The following is a 24,174-nucleotide window of genomic DNA, read 5'->3' on the forward strand; positions in this document are numbered from 1 at the left end:
ATTCGTTCAGGGGACTCACGATCCCCGTGAACGCCAAAAGGGCGCCGTGCACGCACGTCGCCCCAATTTATTGCGCCATATCCGCCGAAGCGGCGGCGCTATAGCTGCTCCGGTATTCCCCCGGAGAGATGCCTTCCATTCGTTTGAAAACCCGGCTGAAGGAGACAGCCCCTCCATATCCGATCTGCTCCGCAATCGTCTGCACCGGCAGCTCGGTCTGCCGCAGCAGCCGCTTCGCTTCTTCCAACCGCAGCCCGATCAGGACATCGATGAATTTCTCGCCCGTTACTTCCTTGAAGTTCTTGCTCAGCAGCTTCGGCGCGATGTCGAACGTATCGCCCAGCAGATTCAGCGACATTTGCGGATTCGCGAAATGCTCCTGCACATAGGCCTGCACACGGCCGATAAGCTGAACGTTGCGCTCCTGATCGGCGCAGGCCAGGCGCTCTGCCGCCCGCTCCAGCCTGTCCCGCAGCGTCCGCTCCAGTTCCTCCAGCGTCAAGCACGAATCCAGGCGCTCCAACCAGTCAGCTTCCGGCGTTTCTTCCCCCGTGCTCTTCAAGCGGCGCGCCACATCCGGCACCCATTGGCGGCAGGCATGACGAACCTCCTCCCGGGTCAGACACCCGGCGCGGAGCCGTTCCACCCATTCCGACAGGCGGGCCTCGCGTTCCGCGGCCGTTCCCGTCAGGCTGTGGGCGAGCAAGCGTGCCAACGGCTGCAAATCCGGCGGGTCCCGGCGCAGCTCCTCCTCGATCAAGACCTGATTCGAGCCGCAGGTCAGCTTCCGGTTCAAGGCGCGCAGCGCTTGGTCCAGCGCATGCGGGATCACCCGGATCGACGGCGCCGTACCGCCCATGCCTACTGTTGCCGTCCATTTCAGATAGCCGTTAATCCACACCAGCATATCCAGTACAATCGCCGCCAGCCGGCGTTCGGCTTCGGCCAGCGGAACCGGCTCCCCATCGCACTCCTCCGGGGGCTGCCACAGCATCACCAACCGCTCTCCGGTCAGCCAGTCCGTCCACAAGGACCAGCCATGCTGAGCCGCGGTCTCCTGGCATGCGGACTTGGCCGCATATTGCAGCAGGAACCGGTCCCGCTTCGAATACGCCTCGACGAAGGCGGCGTAATTGTCGATCTCCAGTACGGCGACGAGACATGGCCGTTCGGACGAGAGCGGCACATCAATATGCTGCGCCGTTCCGAGCGGATGATCCTCATATGTTCCATCCAGCCACTGACGGAACGTGTAATTGCGCAGGAATAGCGCATCCTTCTTCCCCTGCTCGACAGACTGGTCCCGCTCCGCGAACATGCGATCCAGCGCCGATTCGATGACGGCGAATTCATCCCAGCGGACCGTGTCCGACCGCTTCGAAGCCGGGGTCGCGGCAATCTCGTTCACGCGGTTCACCAGCTTCGCGATCGGCTGATAATGCCGGTGAGTCACATAGACGATCCAGGCCACCGCAGCGAGCAGAAGCGCCATTCCCCCGATAATCCACACATTGAACCACCGATCGGCGGACAGCACCCCCTTGTCTTGGCGGAACCCGCTCTCATATACCCAACCGGTATAGGGAGACATGTAATTCGAGACGACCTTGAAGCTTTTGCCTGAAGGGTTAGCGGTATCATCAAACAGCAGATCAACAGCATCCCCATCCATGATGCGGATGCTGTTCAATTCGGCTCCGTACCAGTCCTTCACCATCGAGATGACCGAGGCGGCAGCGACATTTACAACGACCATCCCGCCGCTTCCGCCCGAATTCGGCACGCTGCGCACAAGCGAGATGACGCGCTTCGGTTCCTGGAAGTCGAATTCCTTGAATGGCCGGGCTCCAGTCCAGGGATAATCGGTGCTCTTCAGATTCCGGTGCTTCGCGATGAATTCCCGGTCAAGATACTGCTCCAGGCTCCATTCCTTGCTGCTGCTGAACACTTTGCCGTCCTGGAAGCGAACGAGGTAAATCGAGTCGATAAGCGGGTAGCTGGCGCTCATTCGCCGCATCAGCTTCATGATTCGCATATGGAGCGGAACGTCATCATTCGTCGTTTGTTGAAAAAACTGGGCAAGTTCCAGAGAGTTCACCACTTCGGAGACCAGCGTCTGATCGATGGCTTTCAGCGAGGCATCGGCCGCGCGCAGCGTCTGCAGCAGAAGCGAGGCATTGGTGCGCATGGCGTCATTCCGGCTCTGTTCGCTCAGCGTCTGGAAAAAGACGAAGAACAAGAAGCTGACGACGATGATGAACACGGGCATATACGAGAACAGCAGACGGTAGAACCATCGCTTGGCATTCATCATATGGCCTCCCTTACTTGAACTCCCTTAAAGTAAACGCTTACATTCAGATAACAAAAAAATCCCTTGCGGGACTTATTGTTGAAATCATAAGTGGCGGAGAGAGAGGGATTCGAACCCTCGCGGCTGTTACACCCTAACGCTTTAGCAAAGCGCCCCCTTCGGCCTCTTGGGTACCTCTCCGTATAAAAATGGCTCCCCGAACAGGACTCGAACCTGTGACAACTCGGTTAACAGCCGAGTGCTCTACCAACTGAGCTATCGGGGAATGACAAGTATTAATGTATCACAGGATAGAACAGATGTCAAGCAGGGGGAGATGAATTTCGTTGTCTCTGTCATCTCCCTCCCAGCACCTACTCTGCCGCCCCGCTCTCCTTCCCGAAATGCTTGGACAGCTCCACGATAAGCGCGCCCATCCGCTCCTCCTCGGGGATCATGATCCGCTGTACCCCTGCCTCAGCGATGGCAGCTGCCGTTACTTTGCCGACTGCGGCCATCCATGTCCGGTTGGCGAACACCTCCAGGAGCCGCTCGGTCAATCCGTTCCGCTTCGCGTAGTCGAACAGGAAGCGTGCCTGCGGAGCGCTTGTCATCGCGACGGCATCCACTTCCCCGGCGAGCAGCTCGCCCGCAAGCTGACGCAGCACATCCTCCGGCGGCGGCGTATGGCGGTAAGGCATCAGCTCCATTGTATCGGCTCCGGCTTGCTTGAAGTACTGCACAAGCGCCGGCGCCGGATCGCCGTGCAGCTGGAGCGAGACGAGCCGCCCGGCCAGGCCGGTCCCGCTGGCGTCAAGCGAGCGCAGCAGGCCGGCTGTCGAGCCGTCATCATCCCGGACGGCAGGGGCGATGCCGATTCGCTTCAGCGCATTTACCGTCTTGTATCCGCGGGCCGCGTGCTTCATCTCCGTCATCTTGCGGAGGAACGCCTCCTCCTTGCCTGCTTCGCGGGCCGCTTCCACCAGCCTGTCCAAGCCCATGCCCGTCGTCCAGACGGCCAGCGACACCGGAGCCTCCAGCAGCCTGTCGACTTCCGCCTCCAGCCGCTCGAAGCCCTCGAGCATCGTTCCTTGCATTGGTCTCACCCAAGGCGTCCCGCCCTGCTTGCGCACGAGCGCGGACATTTCTTCCGCCTTGCGAGGCCCCGTGATGACAATCGTCTTCCCTTCCAGCTTAGCCATTATCCTTCCTCCCCGTCTCTGTGCGGACCGGAACGAGCCGAAGCTTGCCGCGGCAGCGCCCGCACACATATTTCGTCACATCCACTCTCCGCTTGCGGAGATAGGTGTGGCGGCACTCGATGCACTCCAGGCGGTAGCGGTAAGGCAGCCTGCGCTTCCCCTCCGCGCCGGGCAAGGAACGGCAGTAGCGCGAGCCTCCCACGGCCTGGAGCAGCTCCTTGAATTCACGGTCGCGGTGCCGGTAGCCTCTTCCTTCCAGATGAAGATGGTAATGACACAGCTCATGCTTGATGATCCGTTCGACTTCCACCTCGCCGAAGGCCTCCAGCTGCTTCGGATTGATCTCGATATGATGCGAAGCCAGCAGATAGCGGCCTCCTGTCGACTTCAGCCGTCCGTTATAGCGCGCTTGATGCCGGAACGGCTTGCCGAAGTCCCGCAAAGACACCGTCTCCACCCATTGCTGCAGCGACTGATTCGTATAGGTCATCTGTATCACCCTGCTTCCCTACTTGAATTTGTACTGGAAGTCCAGTACACTGTCAAGAGTAGAATTGCGGATGAAGAGAGGGATTGCCGGATGGCGAAGATGCGCTATATTCTGTTTCAACTGGGAAGCGACTGGGAATTCGTCGAGATGCCTGCCGAATACGCCTACCAACTGAGTGCGCTGAATCTGCGCTTGCATAAGGAAATCAGTAAGCTGACAGCGGAACGGGTGCCGAAGCTGCCCGTGGCGATCGCGGAATGCGAGCAGCTGGATCTGCTGCAGGAAGAGGCGCGCGCGGTCAATGGACTGGAATACATGAACCGGCTGGAACAGTCCTTCGCCGGGATTCAAGAGGATCATTATCCCCTCATCGCGCTGCTGACGGAGATACGGGCCCTGCAGGCCCAGATGGAGCAATGGTACGAAGAGGAGGCCGAAGCTGCCGGCATCCAGTAAGCGGAATGTCAGCCTAACAAGCCGTAAGCAATGAACCGAATAAGCAACGACCGATCCTAACCGGAACGAAGCCCGCCGCTTCGTTCCGGTTTTTTGCGTCGGACCTGCACCAAATGCGGCGGCGGCCCATAAGATAGCGTTACAACAAGGAATCTGCGTCCCCGGGCTGAAGGAGGGATACTCATGCCGCAATGGTTATGCAACCAGCTGATGCGGGCCTTTCACAAGAAAGACCGCCGCCAGATCAAGCTGTTGAACGAGTGCTGGTTTTTTTATCGTTCGAAGCAGCGCGTTCATCCGTAAATGCAAGCGCTATTTCCACAAATCCAAGGCGCCTGAGGACATGTCCGGACGGCGGCCGTAGCCCCGATCGAATGAAGCCCCCGCGGCGCCCGTCTAAGCGACGGATGCCAGCGGGGGCTTATTAGCGTTCGCGTGCAGGCGAACGCGGTATCCCTATTGCATGTTATCGACGCTGGATCGCTTCATCGTCAAGCCAACGCGGCCTTTTTTCACATCGACGGACAGTACCCATACCGTGACATTGTCCCCGACGGAGACGACATCGAGCGGATGCTTCACATACCGATCGCTCAACTGCGAGATATGCACGAGGCCGTCGTTTTTGATGCCGATATCGACGAAGGCGCCGAAGTCAATCACGTTGCGGACTGTTCCCTTCAGCTCCATGCCCGGCTTCAAATCTTCAATCTGAAGCACGTCCGTGCGGAATACGACCGGAGGCAGTTCCTCCCGCGGGTCACGGCCCGGACGGAGCAAGCTGCCGATAATATCCTTCAAGGTCGGGACGCCCACTTCCAGCCGTTCCGCATAGCCGTTCACGTCCACCTTCCGCAGACTCTCAGCCAGATCTGGCGTGCCGATCTTGTCGGGACGGACCCCAAGCTCCGCGAACAGCCGGTCGACTACCGGATACGATTCCGGGTGAATCGGCGTATTGTCCAGCGGATGCGCGCCATCCGGTATGCGAAGGAATCCGACGCATTGCTGGAACGCCTTCGGTCCGAGGCGGGCGACCTTGGACAGCTGCTTGCGCTCGGTGAATTTGCCGTTCTCCTCGCGGTGCTTGACAATATTTTTGGCCAGCGTCGCATTGATGCCCGATACATAGGACAATAGCGACGGGGAAGCCGTATTGACGTCGACCCCAACGTGGTTGACCGCAGACTCCACGACGGCACCCAGACTCTCCTCCAGACGCTTCTGTGCGACATCGTGCTGGTACTGTCCGACGCCGATCGCTTTCGGGTCGATTTTCACCAGCTCGGCGAGCGGATCCTGGAGCCTGCGGGCAATCGAGACGGCACTCCGCTCCGCTACATCGAGGCTCGGGAACTCCTCGGCCGCCAGCTTCGAAGCCGAATAGACGCTCGCCCCTGCCTCGCTGACAATCGCGTAATGAAGCTTCAAGTCCGGACGGGATTGAATCCAGTCGGCCACGAACTGCTCGGTCTCGCGCGAAGCCGTGCCGTTGCCGATGACGACCAGTCCGACGCGATAGGAATCCGCGAGCCGGTTGAATGTCTTAACGGCTTCCGCCGTCTTATGATGCGGGGCGGTCGGATACGTGACGGCCACCTCCAGGAGCTTGCCCGTGTCGTCGACCACCGCCAGCTTGCAGCCGGTCCGGAAAGCCGGGTCGACGCCAAGCACGGTTTGTCCCCGTACCGGCGGCTGCAGCAGCAGGCTGCGCAGATTTTGCGCGAAAACTTGAATAGCCTGTTCCTCCGCCTTCTCCGTCAGTTCCCCACGCACTTCCCGCTCAATCGAAGGCGCGATCAGGCGCTTATAAGCATCCTCGATTGTGGCTTGCAGCAGATCGTTCACGACCGAAACGCCCCGGATCGTGCGCTTGCTCATATACGCTACGATCTTGTCCACGGGAACATCGAGCGCCACCTTCAGGATGTCCTCTCTCTCCCCCCGGTTAATCGCCAGAATCCGGTGGGACGGCAGCCGCTTGACCGGCTCCGAATATTCATAGTACATCTCATAGACCGATTCCTGCTCTTTATCCTTCGCTTCGGTGCGAATGACACCCTGATCCATCGTATACCGGCGTACCCAAGCGCGTATATCCGGATCGTCACCCAGCATCTCCGCGATAATGTCCTGGGCGCCCTGCAGCGCATCCTCCGCAGCCTTAACGCCCTTCTCTTCATTTACATACGCGGACGCCTCTTGCAGCGGATCGCCCTGCCTCGGCATGGAGAGAATCCACTGGGCCAGCGGCTCGAGCCCGCGTTCCTTCGCCACGCTGGCGCGCGTCTTGCGCTTCTGCCGGTAAGGGCGGTATAAATCTTCCACTTCCTGCAGCTTCGCGGCATGGACAATCGACTCCAGCAGCGGCTCTGTCAGCTTGCCCTGTTCGTTGATGAGCCGGAGCACCTCGCGCTTCCGTTCCTCCAGACCCCGCAAATAACCGAGCCGCTCCTCGAGCGTCCGGAGCTGCGTCTCATCCAGCTCGCCGGTCATCTCCTTGCGGTACCGGGCGATGAACGGGATCGTGTTCCCTTCGTCCAACAGCTCGATCGTTCGTTGGACTTGTCCGCGTCCAAGAGACAATTCCGAGGTAAGCTGATGAAGGAGACGCTCCGGTTCGCTTGTCTTCATCTGGTCAATTGCCGCGTCTAATGCTTGAACTTCCTTCGTTTCGTCACGTACGGTCATGTATGACTTCCTTTCCATACCTGTTTCTGCAACCCTTTACAACCTACTCATTATTGTCGCAAAAACAAGCCGCAAAATCCACACTCTTCTTCATTGCGCCCTTCATGCCTATATGCAGAAAGACGACCGGATGCGTTGGGGAACTCTGCGCTGGACGTGCTTCGACATTTCCTGTCTCCGTTCCTTGCATCCCACGGCGGCTCACGTCGAATTCGGAGAGAATATGAAGCCTTCCCGGCTGGGTCAGGGCTTTTCGGACTAAGTGCTGTGACGTTAGGAGCATTTTAGCCGAATCATGTTCCGTCTGATTGTCAAGATTGTTGCGCTTATGTACAATTTAGAACACAACTAGAGCACTATAATGGCAGCATGCATCATATGCCATATGAAAGGAGGCCCGTAATGTCTCGCGGGCAACGGTATGTTGTCCCGCCGCGCCGCTATCGCGCACGAGAATATAAACGCAACATCGCCCCTATGAAGAACCGGCTATGCAAAAACAAGGTTTATTATGGCTGTGAACCTATCGGCAATCCTTTTCACCAAACTTATTTAGAGATAAGGAGTGTTCGAATGTTGAATAAAAAGCTATCCGGTATCCGCGCGATCTGGTCAATGACTCTCGCTTTATCCCTGCTGCAGCCTGCCCTCCAAATCCATGCCGAGCCTGCCTCATCTGGGCAGCAGTTCTCTTCTTCCGTAAATGCAACTGCACCATCCTACTCCCAGCATGATCTCGACGTGCTCAGCCGTGATCTGGACGGCATTCCTCTGGACGGCAATTCCTATAACGGCGGCGTGGCCGCATTCGGGGAGCATGCCTTCGCCGTTGCTGCCGATCCGCGCTCAACCTCGATTATGGCCGCGGCCCGCTACGGCCAAGGCCGCATCGCCGCAATTGGCGGAGAGGCATACTTCAAGCTTACCGAGCCCGATTCGAGCGGAAATGCGATCATCGCCCGCAACATATTGAACTGGATTACGGAAGATTTACCGCTCAGCTATGAACAAGCCCGCGCGGGACAAGGCCGTATTGCCGTCATTACGAAGACTTCGGATTTCGCCGCCCGTCCGGATCTGCCTATCGATATTACCCATGTCGACCGATGGACGGCCACAGATGAGAACGGCAAGACTCTGCTTAATCCCGATGCATTTCCGGTTGCCTTTATCGACTATACCTATGTGGAGGAAGAGGAAGTGCAGCCGCTGCTGGACTACATACAGGAAGGCGGCCGCCTCGTCTTCGCCGCCAAGGGCTGGGTATTCGAGCAGTATCCATCCGTCTCGAAGGGCACCGTTCAAGCCCCTGCATCCCTCGCATCCGATTATCCGCTGCAGCGCCTCCTGAATACGGCGGGCTTGTCGCTCATGAACAACCAGGCCACGACATGGGATGGTTCGGCGCCGTTCCTGAATCTGTCCCAGGCCGCTCACTATGACGCGAACCATATTATGGCCGAAGCCAAAGCGATTGAAGCCGGAACGAAAACAATCGGCGAAGCCGCCATCGGGTTCCCCGATTCCGACGGCAAGGCCAAAATGAATATCATCACCCTGACATTGGGCTCGACGCTCGGCTCCCTGTCTCCGGCAAGCCCGGTATATGCCCAGGTCCAGGAGGATGCGGCCAAACTGGGCGGCATGACGCTGCCTGTCGAGCCTCCCGCCAAGCCATACAGTGCATCTCTGCTGCCTGCCCTGATGGAACGGCTTCTTCGCGATCCGTCCGGCGCCAAATCGCCTTTCGCGGATGCGTTCCCAGGGAAAGCCGAAGCCGGCGCTCCGGAAGTAGCCAACAAGCGCATTTGGGTTGATTTAGACTATTCCACCTACTCCTACCTGCGCCAATTCTACGTGCCTCAGAACTGGATCAGCACCGGCGTGTACGCAGAAGCGGGCAAGCCGATTACGATCGATGTCCCGGAAGGGACCACGAATCTGGATGTCCAGATTGGGGCTCATACCGACAACCTGAGCAGCTTGTCGCTGGACAACTGGAAGCGCGCCCCGGTTATTACGAAGCGGGAAACATTGTCTCCGGGAAGAAATACGATTACAAGCCCTTATGGAGGCCTCATCTATTTGATTCCGACACAGCCGAATCCAGGAACTGCCGTCACGGTCAATCTGAACGGCGGCGTTCAAGCCCCCTATTACATTAAAGGCACGACAAAGCTGAAGGATTGGCAGGATACGATTCGCCATTACGGGTCGCCTTGGGCCGAGCTTCAAACCGATCGAGTCATTTTGACCCTTCCTTCGGAGTACGTCCGCAATCTCGATCATCCGGATGAAGTGCTGAAGCTGTGGGACGACATGCTGACCGAATATGACAAGCTCGTCGGCACGGCGCCGAACCGAAGCTTGCCTCATCGAAGCATCTCCCTGCCTTACCGCTATGTGGGAGACATCCAGATCAGCGCCGGCTTCATGCATGCCGGATACCCGATCATGTTCTTCAACGATCCGTCCGCCATCGATGCGGTTACCGTGGATGGCATCAAAACACTGGACGGATGGGGTTGGTGGCATGAGACGGGCCATGAATATCAGCAAAATGCCTGGACCTGGGGCAAGGTGACGGAAGTAACCGTTAACATTTTCTCCCTGTACATTCAGGATCACTTCGGCAATCCGTCACGCCTGCTGCAGAAGCGCTCCGACGGCACGACCATCTATGACACGGCCTTCAAATACATCGAGACGACAAATGCGGACAAAAACTTCAATGATGACAATCAGGCAGATGTCTGGACGCGTCTTGTCATGTTCCGCCAGCTTCAGCTCGCTTACGGCTGGGATCTGTACACAAAGCTGAACCATGACGTTCGCGAGATGCCTGCCGATCTGCTGCCGAAGACCGATCAAGAACGCATCGATTTGTTCGTGACGAAGGCGTCGCAACTGAGCGGAAATAACTTGCTGGAGTTTTTCGACAAATGGGGCCTAAAATATTCCGCTTCCGCCAAGAGCAAGGTCGAGGCAATGAAATTGCCCAGGCCAAAAAAAACGATCTGGACATTGAAGGACAAGGAAAAATGATTAGCAGCATAAACAGGCAGATATCCGCATACGCACAAAAGCGACAAGGGGATGGCGCGTTGCCGCCGTCCCTTCTCTTATGTTCAGGTACTCGCTTGGGGATACCTTCCAGGTTCCTTCAGCCCAATATCCCTACCGCTCAGAATGGAAGTCCTTGAGGGCTTGTTCGTATTTGGGTTGTTCGTTTGTTCGTATTCGGGTCTCACCTCGTTTCGAATCCTTGTGATTATTCTCCCTGTCGAACAGGTAAAATATCCTCCAACGTCCCTTATGAGGAATCTCCCTTCCGCTCAGGATCCCTTATTTTCTGAGGTGTTGGGATAGTGGATATATAGTGAAAGTGAAAGAAATGGCTGGTATGAATGTCCTGACTGCTCTGAGTCACGGGGATGTCGAGCGTAAGAGACACAAATTGCTTCGTATAGCCGGCCTTGGCTGTTCTGACTCATGGGGATATTGAACATAAGAGGCACAGATGACTCGTATAGCCGGCCTTGGCTGCTCTGAGCCTCGGGGATATTGAACATAAGAGGCATATATATGCCGCCAGCCCCTCAAGCAGGCAACAAAAAAAGGCAGGGGCCAGCCCCCGCCCAATGATACAGGTCTTTCAAACGCGGTAACAAAAAAACGAGGCAGGCCTCGTTCAGTCGGTCGTATCGGTTTTAAAAATCAATCAATCCGAGGCTGATAAGCAGCCCGTCATCGACCTTGCGCATCGTCTCTTCATCTAAGTGCGTTATTTTGTCAGTGAGCCGTTGTTTGTCGATGGTGCGGATCTGTTCCAGCAAAATGACGGAGTCGCGGTCGAAGCCATGCGTCTTCGCATCAATTTCAACATGGGTCGGCAATTTGGCCTTCTGAATCTGCGCCGTAATTGCCGCCACGATGACGGTTGGGCTGAACCGGTTCCCGATATCATTCTGAATGACGAGAACGGGACGCACCCCTCCCTGCTCTGAACCTACGACGGGCGATAAATCCGCAAAAAAAACGTCGCCGCGCTTTACAATCAATGTCTACACCCCGCTAACCAGGCGGTCGAGCGTGCCATCCGCTTCGACTTCTGCGTAAAAAGCCTCGGATGCCATCGTCAAGTTAATTTTGGCCATTTCCATATAGCCGCGCTGCATCGATTCACGGATGTGACGCTTCTTGCGCTCTTGCAAATACAACTTCATCGCTTGGCGAATGAACTCGCTTCGATTCGATTTTTCCATAGCAACGATACCGTCCACTTCTTGCAATAGTTGGTCGGGCAAGCTGATCATAATTCGTTTGGTGTTCTGAATATTAGCCACCTGTCCTCGCACCCCCAAAGCCTTTGCTGCCTAGTACCCATTATGTCGATTCTGTAGAAAAATTATACAACAGCATATATATGCTACATCCATATCGAGTATGTTGCAGACCTTCTGCCTACAGACAATCCCTGATACTTATTCTCTCTTCAACGTGAAAATCCTGCCGAAAATGTAAAAATGATTTCGGTAAAAGGTGCCATTCCCCTAAATTGCCACAATTTATGGCAGATTTGGCGTATGCCTCCTCTTACAGCAACGGGTTAATGACTTTGACGGGCTTACCGCTCTCGATATAGAGGCGCGGCATACGATGGGCAACCATGCAGACGACTTCATAATGAATCGTCCCGAGATGCTCGGCGATCTCCTCCGCTGTAATGCGCTCTTCTCCCTGCTCGCCAAGGAGAACCACTTCTTCTCCCGGTCCCGGCAAGGGCCCATCATGACCGAGCGGCTCCAGCGAGACCATGCATTGATCCATACAGATGCGCCCCAGCACCGGGACGCGCTGACCGCGGATCAGCATATGCGCTTTCCCGCTTAGCATGCGGGAATACCCATCCGCATATCCGACAGGAATGGTCGCAATGCATTCCTCCGCGCTCGTATAGTAGTGCATGCCGTAGCTGATCGCCTCACCAGCGGTAACCGTCTTCGCATGGACGATGGCCGTCTTGAGGCTAAGCACTGGCCGCAATTGAATTCGCTGCCGGTTCACATCGGCTGACGGGTACAACCCGTAGGCGCTAATGCCCACCCTTACCATATCATATGCGGATTCAGGCAATTCCATTGCCGCCGCACTGTTGCTCGCATGTATCAACGGAACGGACAGTTCCTGTCTTGTCAGCTCATCGATGACGGCCTGGAACCGCTCCTGCTGCAGACGGCTGTATGCTTGATCCTTCTCATCTGCACCTGCGAAATGGGTAAACATCCCTTCGACCAGGACACCCGCTATCGACTGCAAGCGGCGCACGCAACCGGCCGTATCCTCCGGCGTGCGAAGACCCAGTCGTCCCATGCCGGTATCCGTCTTGACATGCACCTTGAGCAGGCGCCCTCCGCACCGGGCCGACAGTCCAGGTGCCTCTTCCTCCAGCTTGCGGATACACTCCTCGGTAAATACCGTCAAGGAGATATCATGCTCAAAGGCGGCTTCAATCCCGGCAGGCGGCGTATAGCCCAGTACCAATATCGGCACCTGTACGCCGGCCCGGCGCAATTGCACGGCTTCATCCAGGAACGCCACGTTCACATAATCCGCTCCGAACCGTTCCGCGGCGCGCGCGATCTCCACGGCGCCATGTCCGTAAGCGTTCGCCTTCACACAGACGCTCAGCTTCGTAGCAGACGGAAGCGCGGCACGAAAAGCTTCCATATTGTGATGCAGCGCATCCAGCGAAATCTCCGCTCGCGTCGGACGGTAATACGCCTCCATGGTCAGTCACCTTCTTCATGTCTGTTCATCCCGTTCCATGTAACAAACCTATGTTAATGCCCATGGCGGAGACTGTCAACCAAAGAGAGATGGAAATAACCAACCATTACATAGGAAAATTCCGCTGCTCGCGGTCGGTCGTTGGACGGAGATGCGCTGATTCGCGCTGCGCACCGATCACGAGAAGGTCCGCATCCGTGGAGTGCCACGGAATACGGACCGGAGAACTGTGCTGCAGCCGTTATTTCCCAGGCTGATCCACGAGCGATTGTGCAATTTTCACCATTTCTTGTTCCGGCAGGTCGCCGCTGAGCATCCGATACTTGACTCCCTCATAGGTCCAAGTCAGCGTCTTCTGTTCCTCGCCGGTCATTTGTCCATAGGTGAAGCCCAGATCCACCGCCTTCGACCCGCCGACCTGAAGCCCGACTTCCATATCCTTCGGCCGGGATTCGATCAGCGTGAACGAATATGTGCCCGTATAGCGCATCATGACCGGATGATCTCCATTGTTCGGAAGCTCCTTCTCATCGAGCTTCGCCACGCCTTCCGGCAGATAGGACGGTTCAATCAAGCCGAACGGCCCCATATCCTCTTCCACGTTCGCGCTGTCATGCTGCTGCTCTGCCGCATCCGTGCCTTCAGCTCCGTCCGTAGGGGCGAGCGTCTCCTGCGATGGCAGCTGTCCGTTCTCATCCAACTCGCCGTTCGGGATCATCGCATGATTCATGCCTGTCATATTGCGCTGCATGTCGAAGGAATCTTTATCGAATTTTTTGCCGAATTCGAATTGATTGAACTTCATCTCGACGACAACCTGCGCCTCCGAATCGGTGACCTGCACCTGCTTCGGCGTGTAATCGCTCTTGTGCAGCCAGATCTTCTGGCGGACGAGCGAGTCGGTCTGATAATCGGCTGCCACATCGAATACATAGCTGTCGCCATCCTCGGTGAACTGGCGGCCCTCATCCGAGAGAATGCTGCGGACCAAGGTCTGATAGAGATATACCTGTCCTTGATTCTCCGGCCATTCGCTCTGGAAGCGGAATATCTTCTTGAGGCTCGGCGTCAGCACGAACACGCCCTCTTCATTGCGAAGCACGATCTGCTTGATGTCCTTCTTCTCGTTCGTCAGCTCAATCCGATAATAGGTCGGATCCTGATACCACACCTCCACGCGATACTGCAGCGGCTGAGTACCGGAATGCAGCGTCATCGTGCCGATGCCGGCATAGCTTTCCAATTTGCTCATTACTTGATCCAGGTCATGGACCACATCGGTTGCGTCCTTCTTCCCGCAGCCGGCGACCAGGATCGCCACACTCATCACGATGGCCAACATCCACGTGATTCGACGCATGTAATCATCCCCTCTGACATGAGTATTCTTCGATTCGGTGTACTCCGCATCACTGATAACATGTCTATGAGGGACCTTGGCCGATTATGCGGACTAGTTTGACGAGCCTTCGCCGGTCTCGAACCGGCTATCGACTGATGGATCGGCTTCCAGCACGGCGGCTGCCACGGACCTTGAGCGAGTGAAAAAGCGAAAGCCTTCCGATCATGATGCAGCGGTCGGAAGGCTTCTATCAGGCTGCAGCAGCCTTATGTTGATTTGGCCCGTAATTTGGCCAAGACAACGGCGGCTTCCGCTCGGGAGGTGAACCCCTTCGGCCGGAATTGGCGTTGAGCGTTCCCGATCATAATCTGTTGTCCGGTTACCCAGTGGACTGCATCTGCTGCCCATACTGAGATATCGGCAGCGTCTTCATAAGCCAGTGCCGACTCTTCAGATGAAGGCACTCTATCTCCCGCATACACCCGGGCAATGACGGCAGCCATCTGTTCACGCGTTATTCGATCGTCTGGGCCGAAGGTGTTCGCATTGTACCCTTTAATCAAGCCGTACTCTTGAGCAATCGAGATCGCTTCGCTCGCCCAATGGCTCGCGGAATCCGTAAAAATGGGTTCTCGATGCATTTCCAGCTTCAGCGCATGGACAAGCAGGGTTACAAATTCCGCTCTCGTTAACGAACGGCTCGGCCTGAACGTACCGTCGGGATACCCCGCAATGATACCAGCGGCCGCAAGCTTAAGAATCGCTTCGCTTGCCCAGTGGCCTTCCACGTCCGTGAAGCGAGGAATGCTCCTTGTGCTGTCGCAGGCCCCCTCTGGCGCACACTGCTTGTTGTCTTCGGGTACATCAGGTTGCTTAGGCTCTTCCTTGTCCTTATGGTCATTATGTTGAGGCACCTGTGCAGGAACCTTGTGATCATCCTGTGGCGATGTACTCCCGCCTCCAAGACTGCCTCCATTATCGTTGTCATCGACAACCGGACGAACAGTCACCTTCACGGTGCGGATGACTTCGTCAGCCGCATTTCCCGCCTTATCGGTCACATTGTACCGCAAAACATATTCGCCCGGGATCTGGGTATTCACCTGTCCGGATACGATGATGGAAGCAGAGATATCCCCGTCGGTATTATCTAGCGCGGATGCGCCAGGATCCTGGAAACCCGTGCCTTGGACAACATGGATGACCGGTTCGCCAATGAGGATAATGACCGGCTTCTCCCGATCGATATTTGTAATCTCAAGCTGCTTTACCGTCTCGTTCCCCGCCGTATCTGTGGCATAAAAGCTAATCCAGCCGTTATCCCGAACTTCTATCGGCTGCGACCAAGGCTCGCCTTCGCTGTGGAAGAAGGCCGCATCGTGAAGTCCAAGCGCCATCTTGCGATCCGCGATATCAATCGGAGCGTACACGGAAGCCGTTACCGTGACCGGACCTTGGGTAGGCTCCGTCGGGAATAGAGTCAATGAAATCACGGGCTCCAGCCTATGAATATTGGTCACTTCAATCGTTACGATGGCGGAATTGCCGGCCTCATCCTGGGCATATACCGTATAGACATCGTTGACTTCGACCTCGAACGAATCCGAGCCCGTAAAGCTAGTTCCGCCGGATTCGAAATAGCTTTCGGGCTGCTTGCCCGCCGCCCATTTCTGTCTGGCGATAGAACTGGTCCTGTCGCTAATCCGGGCCTCGATCATCACGTTGCCGTTCGTTTTCCCTTCCGGATGCACGGATAATTGGATGACAGGCTTGTCTACATCGATCTGCTTCACTTCAATATACTCGACAGCCGCGTTACCCGCTTCATCTTGGGCGAAGATCGTATAGTCCCCGTTCGCGCAGACAGTGAACCGGGAATCAGCAATCACGGATCCCCCCGTCTCAAAAAAACTCGCTGTCCGGATGCCCTCGCCCCATTTCAGCACTTTGATCTCGCCCGCCTCATGGGTGGCCAGCACGTTCACCGTAATCGGTTGATTGGTCCACCCCGAGGGTTCGAACGTGCTCTGAATGTGCGGAGGTGTAGTGTTCACATTCGTAATCGCGATCTGGGCGATCGCCTCATTGCCTGCTTCATCCTGTACATAGACGGTGTAGTCGCCGTTATCGTTCACGATGAAGCTGTTCCCCTCCAGAAGCTCCCCAGCGTCTTGAAAATAGCCGCTTGGCTGCTTCCCGCGCGCCCATTTCTGGAGCTTGACCGCGATTCCTTGGCCGGTCCCAATCACGACCGAGATCGTCACAGGCTGGTTCGTCCACGTATCCGGGGAACGCGTCAGCGTCAACTGCGGAGCCTGCTTGTTAATATTCGAGATCATAATCGTTGCGACAGCTTCATTGCCAGCCCGATCGGCTGCATAGACGGTATAGGCGCCATTCTTCTGGACGGCAAAGGAGCCGTTGACAATCATTGTCCCATTGCTATCGAAGTAATCGGCTGTCCGGGTTCCCGCGGCCCATTTCTGCACCTCTACTCCGCTTCCGCCTTCATCCGTAACCTGGGCCGTTACCTGGACATTATCGCGTGTCCAGGCTGTCGGCGCTTGCTTCAGGACAATAGCCGGCGGGGTGTTATCGAACCGGACCGAGCTGCCGTCGGTCGTCTCCGTTCGCGACTTTACGATAGCGCTGTCCTCTTCTTCGTAGTCAATGCGAACAGCAATCTCTCCTTCGGCATCGGCAGAGGTTAGCCGGTAGCGCGCTGTCCATTTTCCGCTCTCTTCCTTCGCTTCAATCGGATGTCCTGCAATGGTGACGGTCGCTTTTTTTAAAGGAAAGATGGCAGTAAAAGAAAGCGTCACTTCATGGCCGGCCTTCGCGATGCTCGTGTTGGCAGCATGATTCGATGCGATGGCGACCGTTCTGATCGAATCGATGTCCAGCGTATAGGTCCCGTAAGAGCGATCGTAGTCCAGTGTTTTGTGCTCTCCTGACCACACGGTATCATACTCGCTTAAGGTCCCCCATAAAGCATTGGCCGGAACCTCCGGTCCGATCAAAACATGGATTCCATCCACGCTGTACCTGTATTGTTGATTGGTAATGCCATGGCCTTCGCCAAAGGCTCCATCGAAGTTGCTAATCGTCAGCCACTTCAGATCGGCCGGTGCATCATTCCAATTCTGCATCTTAATGAATTGTTTTTCCGCGGTGATACCGTCACGGCTGTAATAAAGCTCCACCCCTTCTTGAAATGCGCTGAGTGGAATAAAGCTGACCCAACGCGCATGGAGCGTACCCTTGTCCACGTCAATAAAAGATACCTTGCTTCCATCGCTAATAAAAGTGCATCACGCCGGAAAAGCCGCTTGGCTTGTATACAATCTGTTTGATATATTCCGCCTGGACCTGCTTCGCCGACACTTGGTCCGGCAGAAGCATAAGCGCACATATAGAGACGAATAGTATGGATAGAGCCAGCCGCAACCTTGTCTTTTGGTCTCTGTTTTTCATGTATTTCATCCTCCTTTCCCCACTTTTTGTCGTAATCCATACCAAATTGTAGAGCATCCCTTATGAATCCGATATTCCCCGTTTGAGGGATTTTTGGCGCATCCGAGCACACGGATCAACAAAAAAAGCTCTCCGAAGAGAGCTTTTAGCGCGAGAATCGGGCTTATTATTTCACATACATCCCATCGACGTATGCGGTCTTCCCATTGATGGCAATTTGAATCCAGCCGTCCTTTTTACCCGTCACTTCAAGAATGGTTCCTTGCTTGACAACGGCTACGATCTTGCTGTTCGGGGACGCTTGGTTGCGCACGTTTAAATAGTAGGCTGTGACCGTCACCTGGGTAGCTGGCTTCGCCGGTGTGACCGACTGTGCCGGTTTGCCTGTGTCCGGTTTGCTCGTGTTCGGTTTGCTCGTGTTCGGTTTGCCGGTGTCCGGTTCCCGTTTATCCGAATTCGTCTTGTCAGATTCAGGCTTCGCCGCTTTGTCCGGTTGGGCCGGCACCTCCGTTGCAGGCGTTGTGTTCTGTTGGGCCGCTTGATACGCAGCGTTTAACCGGGAATAGAGTTCACCTTTGTTCTTGGCCCCGGCAACCAATTTCACGTCCACATTGGCTTTCTCGGCAAGCGCCTTAGCTTCATCCGCCTGTAGTTCATCCAAAATGTTAATGGAGGCCACATTCGTATATTTGCCGTCTTCCGTCGCCGGAACCTTCAGAATGCCCGCATTGACTAGCTCGATGACATCTTTGCGCTCTGGGGCGTCCGTATCGACGCCGACAATCTTCCAGCGATTTTGCGCCTTTTGCTCCAGCACGCCCTTCTTCTCTTCCTTAATATATTTGATTGACAGGTTGCGGATCGTGCCGCCCATTTCACCGAACGCGCCGTTGTCCTTGGAAGACCAGAGCTGCTCGAACGTTCTTCCTTCCAGAGCCCCGCCCTGGGCCACAAGCGCATCCATTCGATACGCATTCATTCCGAGCACCAGCGAATCGGTTGCCTGAATCGGGGAATCATCCAGACGGCGCAAGTTAGTAATCCGCTGGCCATAAGGCTTCCGCAGATCGATATCATAGTTGATGTTCCCGAAAAAATCATTGGTGCTGTACTTGGAGGAACGGCGCTTCAAATCAAAGCTAACCGTCACATCTCCCGGACGCGTGGAGTTAAAATACCCTACAGCCCACTCCATATAATCTTTCAGATCTTGGCCTGTTACTTGATAATTCGTTACTTCGCCAAATGTAAATTGATAGTTATAGGCGATATCCTTCTTCTTGATGTCGCCGACATCTAGTCTTGCCTTATCGTTATCAATCTGAAAAGCGACGACATCCGCTTGACTGTAATGCTGCATCACATCCGCAAAGAAATCCGACAGCAGCGTTTGTTGTATCTGAACCTGTGGAATGCCCTCGATTTCGTTGGTCGGAACCAGGTTCTCGCCAACGAGCCGGCCGACAACGGTATTGGCATCTTGACGCGCAAATTCATGGAATGGCTTCAGGATCGTCTCAAGCCCCGGATCGGAAGCAAGAACGTTGCCGTCCGCATCTACGACCGGGATCGTATTGGCATCCTTGGACGTCAGCACCATCTTCCCGTCTTCCTGGCTAAAATGCAAATCAATGCGGGAAAGATGCGTTCCATATTTATTCGGTTCTGTAATCAATACCCCATTTACTTCTTCTTTGTTGACCAGTGCATGCATATGCCCGGCAAAGATCGCTGCAAGCTCCGGGTTCCCGTTGGCAATATCCCGCACGCCGGAATGAGGGGTGTTGTTCTCATTGTCCAGCCCCATGTGCATAACCCCGATCATGACATCCACTTGTCCTGTTAATTCTTCAATCACTTTCTTGGTTTCTTCCACCGGATCGGTAAAGACCAAGCCTTTCACATGATCCGTTCCCTTTTCGAAGTCGGGGACCAACGGCGTCGTCATGCCGATCAATCCAATTTTGACGCCTTCCTTCTCTATAATCGTATAGGCAGGAAGCAATCGTTCCCCATTGTCCTTGTATACATTGCCCGCTAACCTTACGCCTTCAAATTGGCTGCTCACCTTGTCCAATACATCCAGCCCGAAGTTGAACTCATGATTCCCATACGTCCATGCATCATAGCCCATCGCATTCATCGCTACCATCATCGGCGATTGAGGCTCGCTATTGAACAGCTCCGCAGAGTTGTCTTGAATCATGTCCCCGACGTCCACCAAGATCGTATTCGGATTCTCCTGGCGAATCTGCTGAATGGCGGTGAATAACTGTGTCAGGCTTCCGCTCGGATTGGGCGCATCCGAGGCATAATCCCAAGGCATGGAACGACCATGGATATCCGAAGTCCCTAACAAGGTAATATGTACATCTTTCTTAGCCAAGCCTTCATTGGCACCGCTTTCAGAAGCGGCCGCGGAAGTGACGACAAGACTTGTCAGCATCGTAACCGCCATCAACGCGCTCAGCCATTTTTTCCAATTGGATCTGTTCTGTTTCATCATGCTGCTGCTCCCCTCATATCAATTCCTCATCGTTGACGAGCGCCGCTCTCCCATGGGCTGAAAAGCCAGGCTAGCACAGAGTTGGCAGCGCTTTCGAGAAATACTATACTCCTCCTTGCCGCATCATAGCTATGAATGGATTAACATGCATTTCGTGAAATCCGCCCCTTTTCGAGATGCTAAAGGTTCAATTTATCGCGCGGTTGTTCTTCCAACTTGTCATCCCGGAACGGTTGCTTGCGGCGCGGTGAAAGAAGAGCTTCGAATGACGGCGGGACTTCACGGATACACTACTCGAAAAAGGAAGGCAGGTGCTCCCAGTGATAGATCCATCGGATCACGAGACCGAACATAACCATACCGATGTGTCAACGGTGCAATCGCAGCGCAATGACTTGACGGCGGAGGAGTTCCCGGAAGGGCCGTACGGCGCGAGCATCGAATCGGAATCGCTTGGCAAAAGCGCGCCATGGCGCAAGGGGCAGCATGGCCCGCGCCCGTACGGCAATGAAAATCTGCAATTGCATCAAGGGTTGAAACGGAACTATCCCGATGAAGACCTGATGACAGAGGACTCGCAACGGGAACGGATTGAAGATGAATAGACCCGCCGGATAAACGGCACCGCATTATCCTTTTATCGATCCGGCCAGCAAGCCGCGAATGAAATACCTCCCCAGGAAAATATAGACGAGCAGCGTTGGCAAGGCCGCCAGCAGCGCCCCGGCCATCTGTACGTTCCACTGCACAATCTGGCTGCCCGACAAATTTTGCAGCGCGACCATAATCGGCTGCTGCTTCTGCGTTGTCATCGTCACCGCGAACAGAAATTCATTCCAGATGTTCGTGAATTGCCAGATACCAACGACGACGAAGCCCGTCACCGAGAGCGGCACCATCATGTTTTTGTAGATGCCGAAGAAGCCGCAGCCGTCGATTTTGGCCGCTTCCAGCATTTCATTCGGTATCGCCACATAGAAATTCCGGAACATGAGCGTGCAGACCGGCAAGCCATATACGACATGAATGAGGATGAGCCCCGGAATCGAATTATACAGTTGAATGCGCTGCATGAACTGAATCAATGGAATCAAAATACTCTGATAGGGGATGAACATCCCGAACAGCATCAGCGCGAACAGCGCATTCGAGCCTTTGAACTGCCACTTGGACAACACATAGCCGTTCATCGACCCGAACAAGGCCGATAATAAGGTGGCGGGAACCGCGAGCAGGAAGCTGTTGCTCAAATGCGGATACAGCTTGGACGCAGCTTCATGATACCCCGACCAATCGAGGCTCTTCGGCAGCGCCCACATCCGCTCCAGCGTAATCTCGTCCAGACCTTTGAAGCTCGTGACAAGAAGCACATACACCGGCACGAGAAAAAGCAAGGCCAAGCACGTCAAACCGGCGTATAACGCGATCCGTTGCACCCGCTTTTGTGTCATCTATGCCTCCTCCTTCCTCATGCTTGACAGAAGATACGGGACGATTAGCAGCGAGATAAGCACGAGCATAACCATCGAGATCGCGGCCCCCTGCGCGTAATGATTGCCCCGGAACGTCGTCTCGAACATGTAGACTCCGGGCATATCCGTGACGAACATCGCTCCCGGACCAGTCATCGCGTAGATGAGATCGAATATTTTCAAGGAAATATGGGTCAGCATAATGATGAGACTGACCGTAATCGGGCGCAGCTGCGGCAGCAGAATACGCCGGAATATCGTCCATTCGCCGGCTCCGTCCACCCTGGCCGCTTCCTTCCATTCCTCGGGGATGCCGCGCAGTCCGGCCAGATACATGGCCATTGCGAAGCCCGACAGCTGCCAGACGGTGGCGATGACCACCGCAATCAGAGCGACGGGAAGGCCGAGCTCAATCTGCCCGAAGCGGAAGCCCGGGATAATGCCGGTGCTGACATACCATTTGGGCACATCCGTCAGCCCGATGGCCTTCAGGATCAAGTTCACCCCTGTCGACGGGTTCAGGATCCACTGCCAGACGACGCCGGTAACGATGAAGGAGAGTGCCATCGGGAAAATAAAAATGTTGCGGAACAGCGACTCGGCGCGAATCTTCCGATCGACGAGCATGGCCAACAGCAGGCCGAAGCTGATCGTCACGGCAATGAATAGCAGTGTGAACACGAAGGTATTGCGCAAATCCGATTGGAACCGGAAATCTTGAAATAGAAACAGATAGTTCTTCCAGCCGGCAAAGTCCAAATTGCGGGCCAGCGTGTTCCAATCGGTGAAGGACACATATCCGCTCCATCCGATAAAGCCGTACACAAATATCGCAATCGCGACAAAAGAGGGCAGCACCATCAATATCGGCACGAGGCGGCCCCTTCTTCGCCGCCTCGCCTTCCGCTCAGGCTGAACGGATCGGCGCAGCGTCTTTCCGCCTATGTCTGCGGCATTCATATTCATCCCTCCTGAACACGGCAGCCGGCAGCGGAATCCCGCCGCCGGCCCCGGTCTGCAATGTCCGTCAGAGCCATCCGGGGGCGGCCCCGGTCAGCCGCCTACTTGGCGATACCGCTGGATAGCTGGGCGTCGCGAAGCGAGCGGGCCGCTTGCTCTACGTCCCCGTTCGTCACGAAGATGGTCATCACCTGATTAACCTGAGTCACGAAGCCTTCGGGAGCCGCGGAGCCATGCGCCAGACTCGGCACGAGACTGCTTTTCTTGAAATCTTCGATTGTGGCTTGACCGTAAGCGTCGTATTTGCTCGCATCCGCATCGATGCGCGCCGGAATCGACCCTTTGAGCGGATTGAACACATCCTGTCCTTCCACAGAGCCGAGCACCTTCAGCCATTCCTTCACCGAATCGGCGTCCTTGACGTTCTGAGGCAGGCCGAACGTATCCGTAATGACCATGAAGCTGTCCCCTGAATTCGGGGTCGCAATCCAGCCGAAATCGACATTCGCCTGCATTCTCAAATCGGTCGTAAAGTAGCCTTTTGCCCAATCGCCCATAATGTTCATCGCCGCCTGACCGTTAGCGACGAGCTGCGCAGCGTCCTGCCAGTTGCGCGCCGCATGATCGTCGTTAATATAGCTGAACATGTGCTTCGTCTTCTCCAGCGCGTCCTTCACTCTCGCATCGTCGAACGCGATCTCGCCCGTGTACAGCTTCTTGAAGTCTTCCGGGCCGAGCACGCCAAGAAGCGCCGCTTCGAATACCATCGTCGCGGTCCAAGGCTCCTTGTCTCCAAGCGCCAGCGGGGTGATGCCTTTCTCCTTCAGCGCATCGGCCGCTTGGAAGAAGTCGTCGAAGGTAGCGGGAGGAGTCAAGCCATTATCGTCAAAGACCTTCTTATTGTAGAAAATGACATTGCCGCGATGGATATTGACAGGGACAGAGTAGATCGCCCCGCCCTCGCTCACCATCTCGATTAAGTCTTGCGGGAACTTATCCATCCAGCCTTCGCTCGCGAACAGCTCATTCAAGCCCTCCATCTTGCCGGCCGCGACCCAGCCCGTGTTCAGCTCGGCCCCGCCATGCACCTGGAACGTTCCCGGCGGATCTCCGCCCTGCATCCGGCTGGCGAGCACCGCCTTGGCGTTCGTGCCCGCGCCTCCGGCCACGGCGGCATTGATGACTTCGATATCCGGATGCTTCTCATTGAACAGCTTAATCAGGCCTAATAGCCCTGCCTCTTCCCCCGCTCCCGTCCACCAGCTGAAAATCTCAACCGACTTCTTCTCGCCGGAAGACGGCTTGTCTGCATCTGTCTGTCGTCCTTCCTCCTGCCCGGCCGCCTCCGGCGGCTTCGCATCCGAACCGGAGCCGCAGGCCGCCAGGAACAGGCTCATCATACAGATTAGAGAGAGCATCACCAGCATGTTTTTCCTCATGTCATATCCCCCTTCACGCTTGGAATTTCGATTGCGGATTTCATCGTCCCTATCGTGAA

The 24,174-nt window shown here is 55.6% G+C and carries 18 protein-coding genes and 2 tRNA genes; 4 read left to right on the forward strand and 16 right to left on the reverse strand.

Features of this window, described 5'->3' with window-relative positions; genetic code table 11:
• Positions 1–67: 67 nt before the first annotated feature.
• From FLT43_RS11715 to FLT43_RS11735, 5 genes are all read right to left on the reverse strand, one after another.
• Positions 68–2,314: a helix-turn-helix domain-containing protein gene (locus tag FLT43_RS11715; protein WP_244194366.1), complete on the reverse strand. Its 2,247-nt coding sequence runs from the start codon at positions 2,312–2,314 to the stop codon at positions 68–70.
• A gap of 91 nt (positions 2,315–2,405) precedes the next feature.
• Positions 2,406–2,494: transfer RNA gene (locus FLT43_RS11720), tRNA-Ser, on the reverse strand.
• A gap of 9 nt (positions 2,495–2,503) precedes the next feature.
• Positions 2,504–2,579: transfer RNA gene (locus FLT43_RS11725), tRNA-Asn, on the reverse strand.
• A gap of 88 nt (positions 2,580–2,667) precedes the next feature.
• Positions 2,668–3,495, reverse strand: a complete 828-nt coding sequence (locus FLT43_RS11730) for a uroporphyrinogen-III synthase (protein ID WP_087444740.1) — start codon at positions 3,493–3,495, stop codon at positions 2,668–2,670.
• Complete coding sequence (locus FLT43_RS11735; protein WP_087444739.1) at positions 3,488–3,985, reverse strand: SprT family protein; 498 nt, start codon at positions 3,983–3,985, stop codon at positions 3,488–3,490. Before FLT43_RS11735 ends, FLT43_RS11730 begins: the two co-directional genes overlap by 8 nt.
• 90 nt (positions 3,986–4,075) lie before the next feature.
• On the opposite strand from FLT43_RS11735, the gene FLT43_RS11740 reads away from it, so the two are divergent.
• Together FLT43_RS11740 and cmpA are read left to right on the forward strand one after the other, a co-directional pair.
• Positions 4,076–4,441 (forward strand): hydrolase/acyltransferase, encoded by a 366-nt coding sequence (locus tag FLT43_RS11740; protein WP_087444738.1) that lies wholly within the window; start codon positions 4,076–4,078, stop codon positions 4,439–4,441.
• A 183-nt stretch (positions 4,442–4,624) separates the two neighbouring features.
• Complete coding sequence (gene cmpA, locus FLT43_RS11745) at positions 4,625–4,744, forward strand: cortex morphogenetic protein CmpA (RefSeq protein WP_006677697.1); 120 nt, start codon at positions 4,625–4,627, stop codon at positions 4,742–4,744.
• 153 nt (positions 4,745–4,897) lie between these two features.
• Here the strand turns inward: cmpA and FLT43_RS11750 are convergent, their stop codons facing one another.
• Entirely contained in the window at positions 4,898–7,132 is a 2,235-nt protein-coding gene (locus tag FLT43_RS11750; RefSeq protein WP_087444737.1) for a Tex family protein, read from the reverse strand.
• A 573-nt stretch (positions 7,133–7,705) separates the two neighbouring features.
• On the opposite strand from FLT43_RS11750, the gene FLT43_RS11755 reads away from it, so the two are divergent.
• Positions 7,706–10,177, forward strand: a complete 2,472-nt coding sequence (locus tag FLT43_RS11755; RefSeq protein WP_087444736.1) for a M60 family metallopeptidase — start codon at positions 7,706–7,708, stop codon at positions 10,175–10,177.
• Positions 10,178–10,842: 665 nt separating this feature from the next.
• On the opposite strand, the gene FLT43_RS11760 is transcribed toward FLT43_RS11755, so the two are convergent.
• The 7 genes from FLT43_RS11760 to FLT43_RS11785 form a co-directional block, all read right to left on the reverse strand.
• Positions 10,843–11,193, reverse strand: a complete 351-nt coding sequence (locus FLT43_RS11760) for a type II toxin-antitoxin system PemK/MazF family toxin (protein WP_087444735.1) — start codon at positions 11,191–11,193, stop codon at positions 10,843–10,845.
• Positions 11,194–11,196: 3 nt separating this feature from the next.
• Positions 11,197–11,478 carry a CopG family ribbon-helix-helix protein gene (locus FLT43_RS11765; RefSeq protein WP_040731899.1) on the reverse strand — a complete coding sequence of 94 codons (282 nt, stop codon included), beginning with the start codon at positions 11,476–11,478 and terminating at the stop codon, positions 11,197–11,199.
• A 250-nt stretch (positions 11,479–11,728) separates the two neighbouring features.
• Complete coding sequence (gene alr, locus FLT43_RS11770) at positions 11,729–12,922, reverse strand: alanine racemase (protein WP_087444734.1); 1,194 nt, start codon at positions 12,920–12,922, stop codon at positions 11,729–11,731.
• A gap of 241 nt (positions 12,923–13,163) precedes the next feature.
• Entirely contained in the window at positions 13,164–14,282 is a 1,119-nt protein-coding gene (locus FLT43_RS11775; protein WP_087444733.1) for a DUF4367 domain-containing protein, read from the reverse strand.
• 248 nt (positions 14,283–14,530) lie between these two features.
• Complete coding sequence (locus FLT43_RS11780) at positions 14,531–17,533, reverse strand: S-layer homology domain-containing protein (protein ID WP_087444732.1); 3,003 nt, start codon at positions 17,531–17,533, stop codon at positions 14,531–14,533.
• Positions 17,534–17,561: 28 nt separating this feature from the next.
• Positions 17,562–17,738: a hypothetical protein gene (locus FLT43_RS29320; protein ID WP_164776382.1), complete on the reverse strand. Its 177-nt coding sequence runs from the start codon at positions 17,736–17,738 to the stop codon at positions 17,562–17,564.
• Between the two features lie 166 nt (positions 17,739–17,904).
• Positions 17,905–20,244, reverse strand: coding sequence for a 5'-nucleotidase C-terminal domain-containing protein (locus FLT43_RS11785; RefSeq protein ID WP_087444731.1), 2,340 nt, complete (start codon positions 20,242–20,244; stop codon positions 17,905–17,907).
• A 323-nt stretch (positions 20,245–20,567) separates the two neighbouring features.
• Between FLT43_RS11785 and FLT43_RS11790 the strand changes: the two genes are divergently transcribed.
• Complete coding sequence (locus FLT43_RS11790; RefSeq protein ID WP_087445395.1) at positions 20,568–20,849, forward strand: hypothetical protein; 282 nt, start codon at positions 20,568–20,570, stop codon at positions 20,847–20,849.
• A 24-nt stretch (positions 20,850–20,873) separates the two neighbouring features.
• On the opposite strand, the gene FLT43_RS11795 is transcribed toward FLT43_RS11790, so the two are convergent.
• The 3 genes from FLT43_RS11795 to FLT43_RS11805 form a co-directional block, all read right to left on the reverse strand.
• Positions 20,874–21,695, reverse strand: coding sequence for a carbohydrate ABC transporter permease (locus FLT43_RS11795; protein WP_087444730.1), 822 nt, complete (start codon positions 21,693–21,695; stop codon positions 20,874–20,876).
• Positions 21,696–22,676 carry a carbohydrate ABC transporter permease gene (locus tag FLT43_RS11800; protein ID WP_087444729.1) on the reverse strand — a complete coding sequence of 327 codons (981 nt, stop codon included), beginning with the start codon at positions 22,674–22,676 and terminating at the stop codon, positions 21,696–21,698. It lies immediately after the preceding gene.
• 101 nt (positions 22,677–22,777) lie between these two features.
• Positions 22,778–24,115 carry an ABC transporter substrate-binding protein gene (locus FLT43_RS11805; protein ID WP_087444728.1) on the reverse strand — a complete coding sequence of 446 codons (1,338 nt, stop codon included), beginning with the start codon at positions 24,113–24,115 and terminating at the stop codon, positions 22,778–22,780.
• Between the last annotated feature and the right edge of the window lie 59 nt (positions 24,116–24,174).

It is taken from the genome of Paenibacillus thiaminolyticus, from assembly GCF_007066085.1.
Lineage (GTDB): Bacteria > Bacillota > Bacilli > Paenibacillales > Paenibacillaceae > Paenibacillus_B > Paenibacillus_B thiaminolyticus.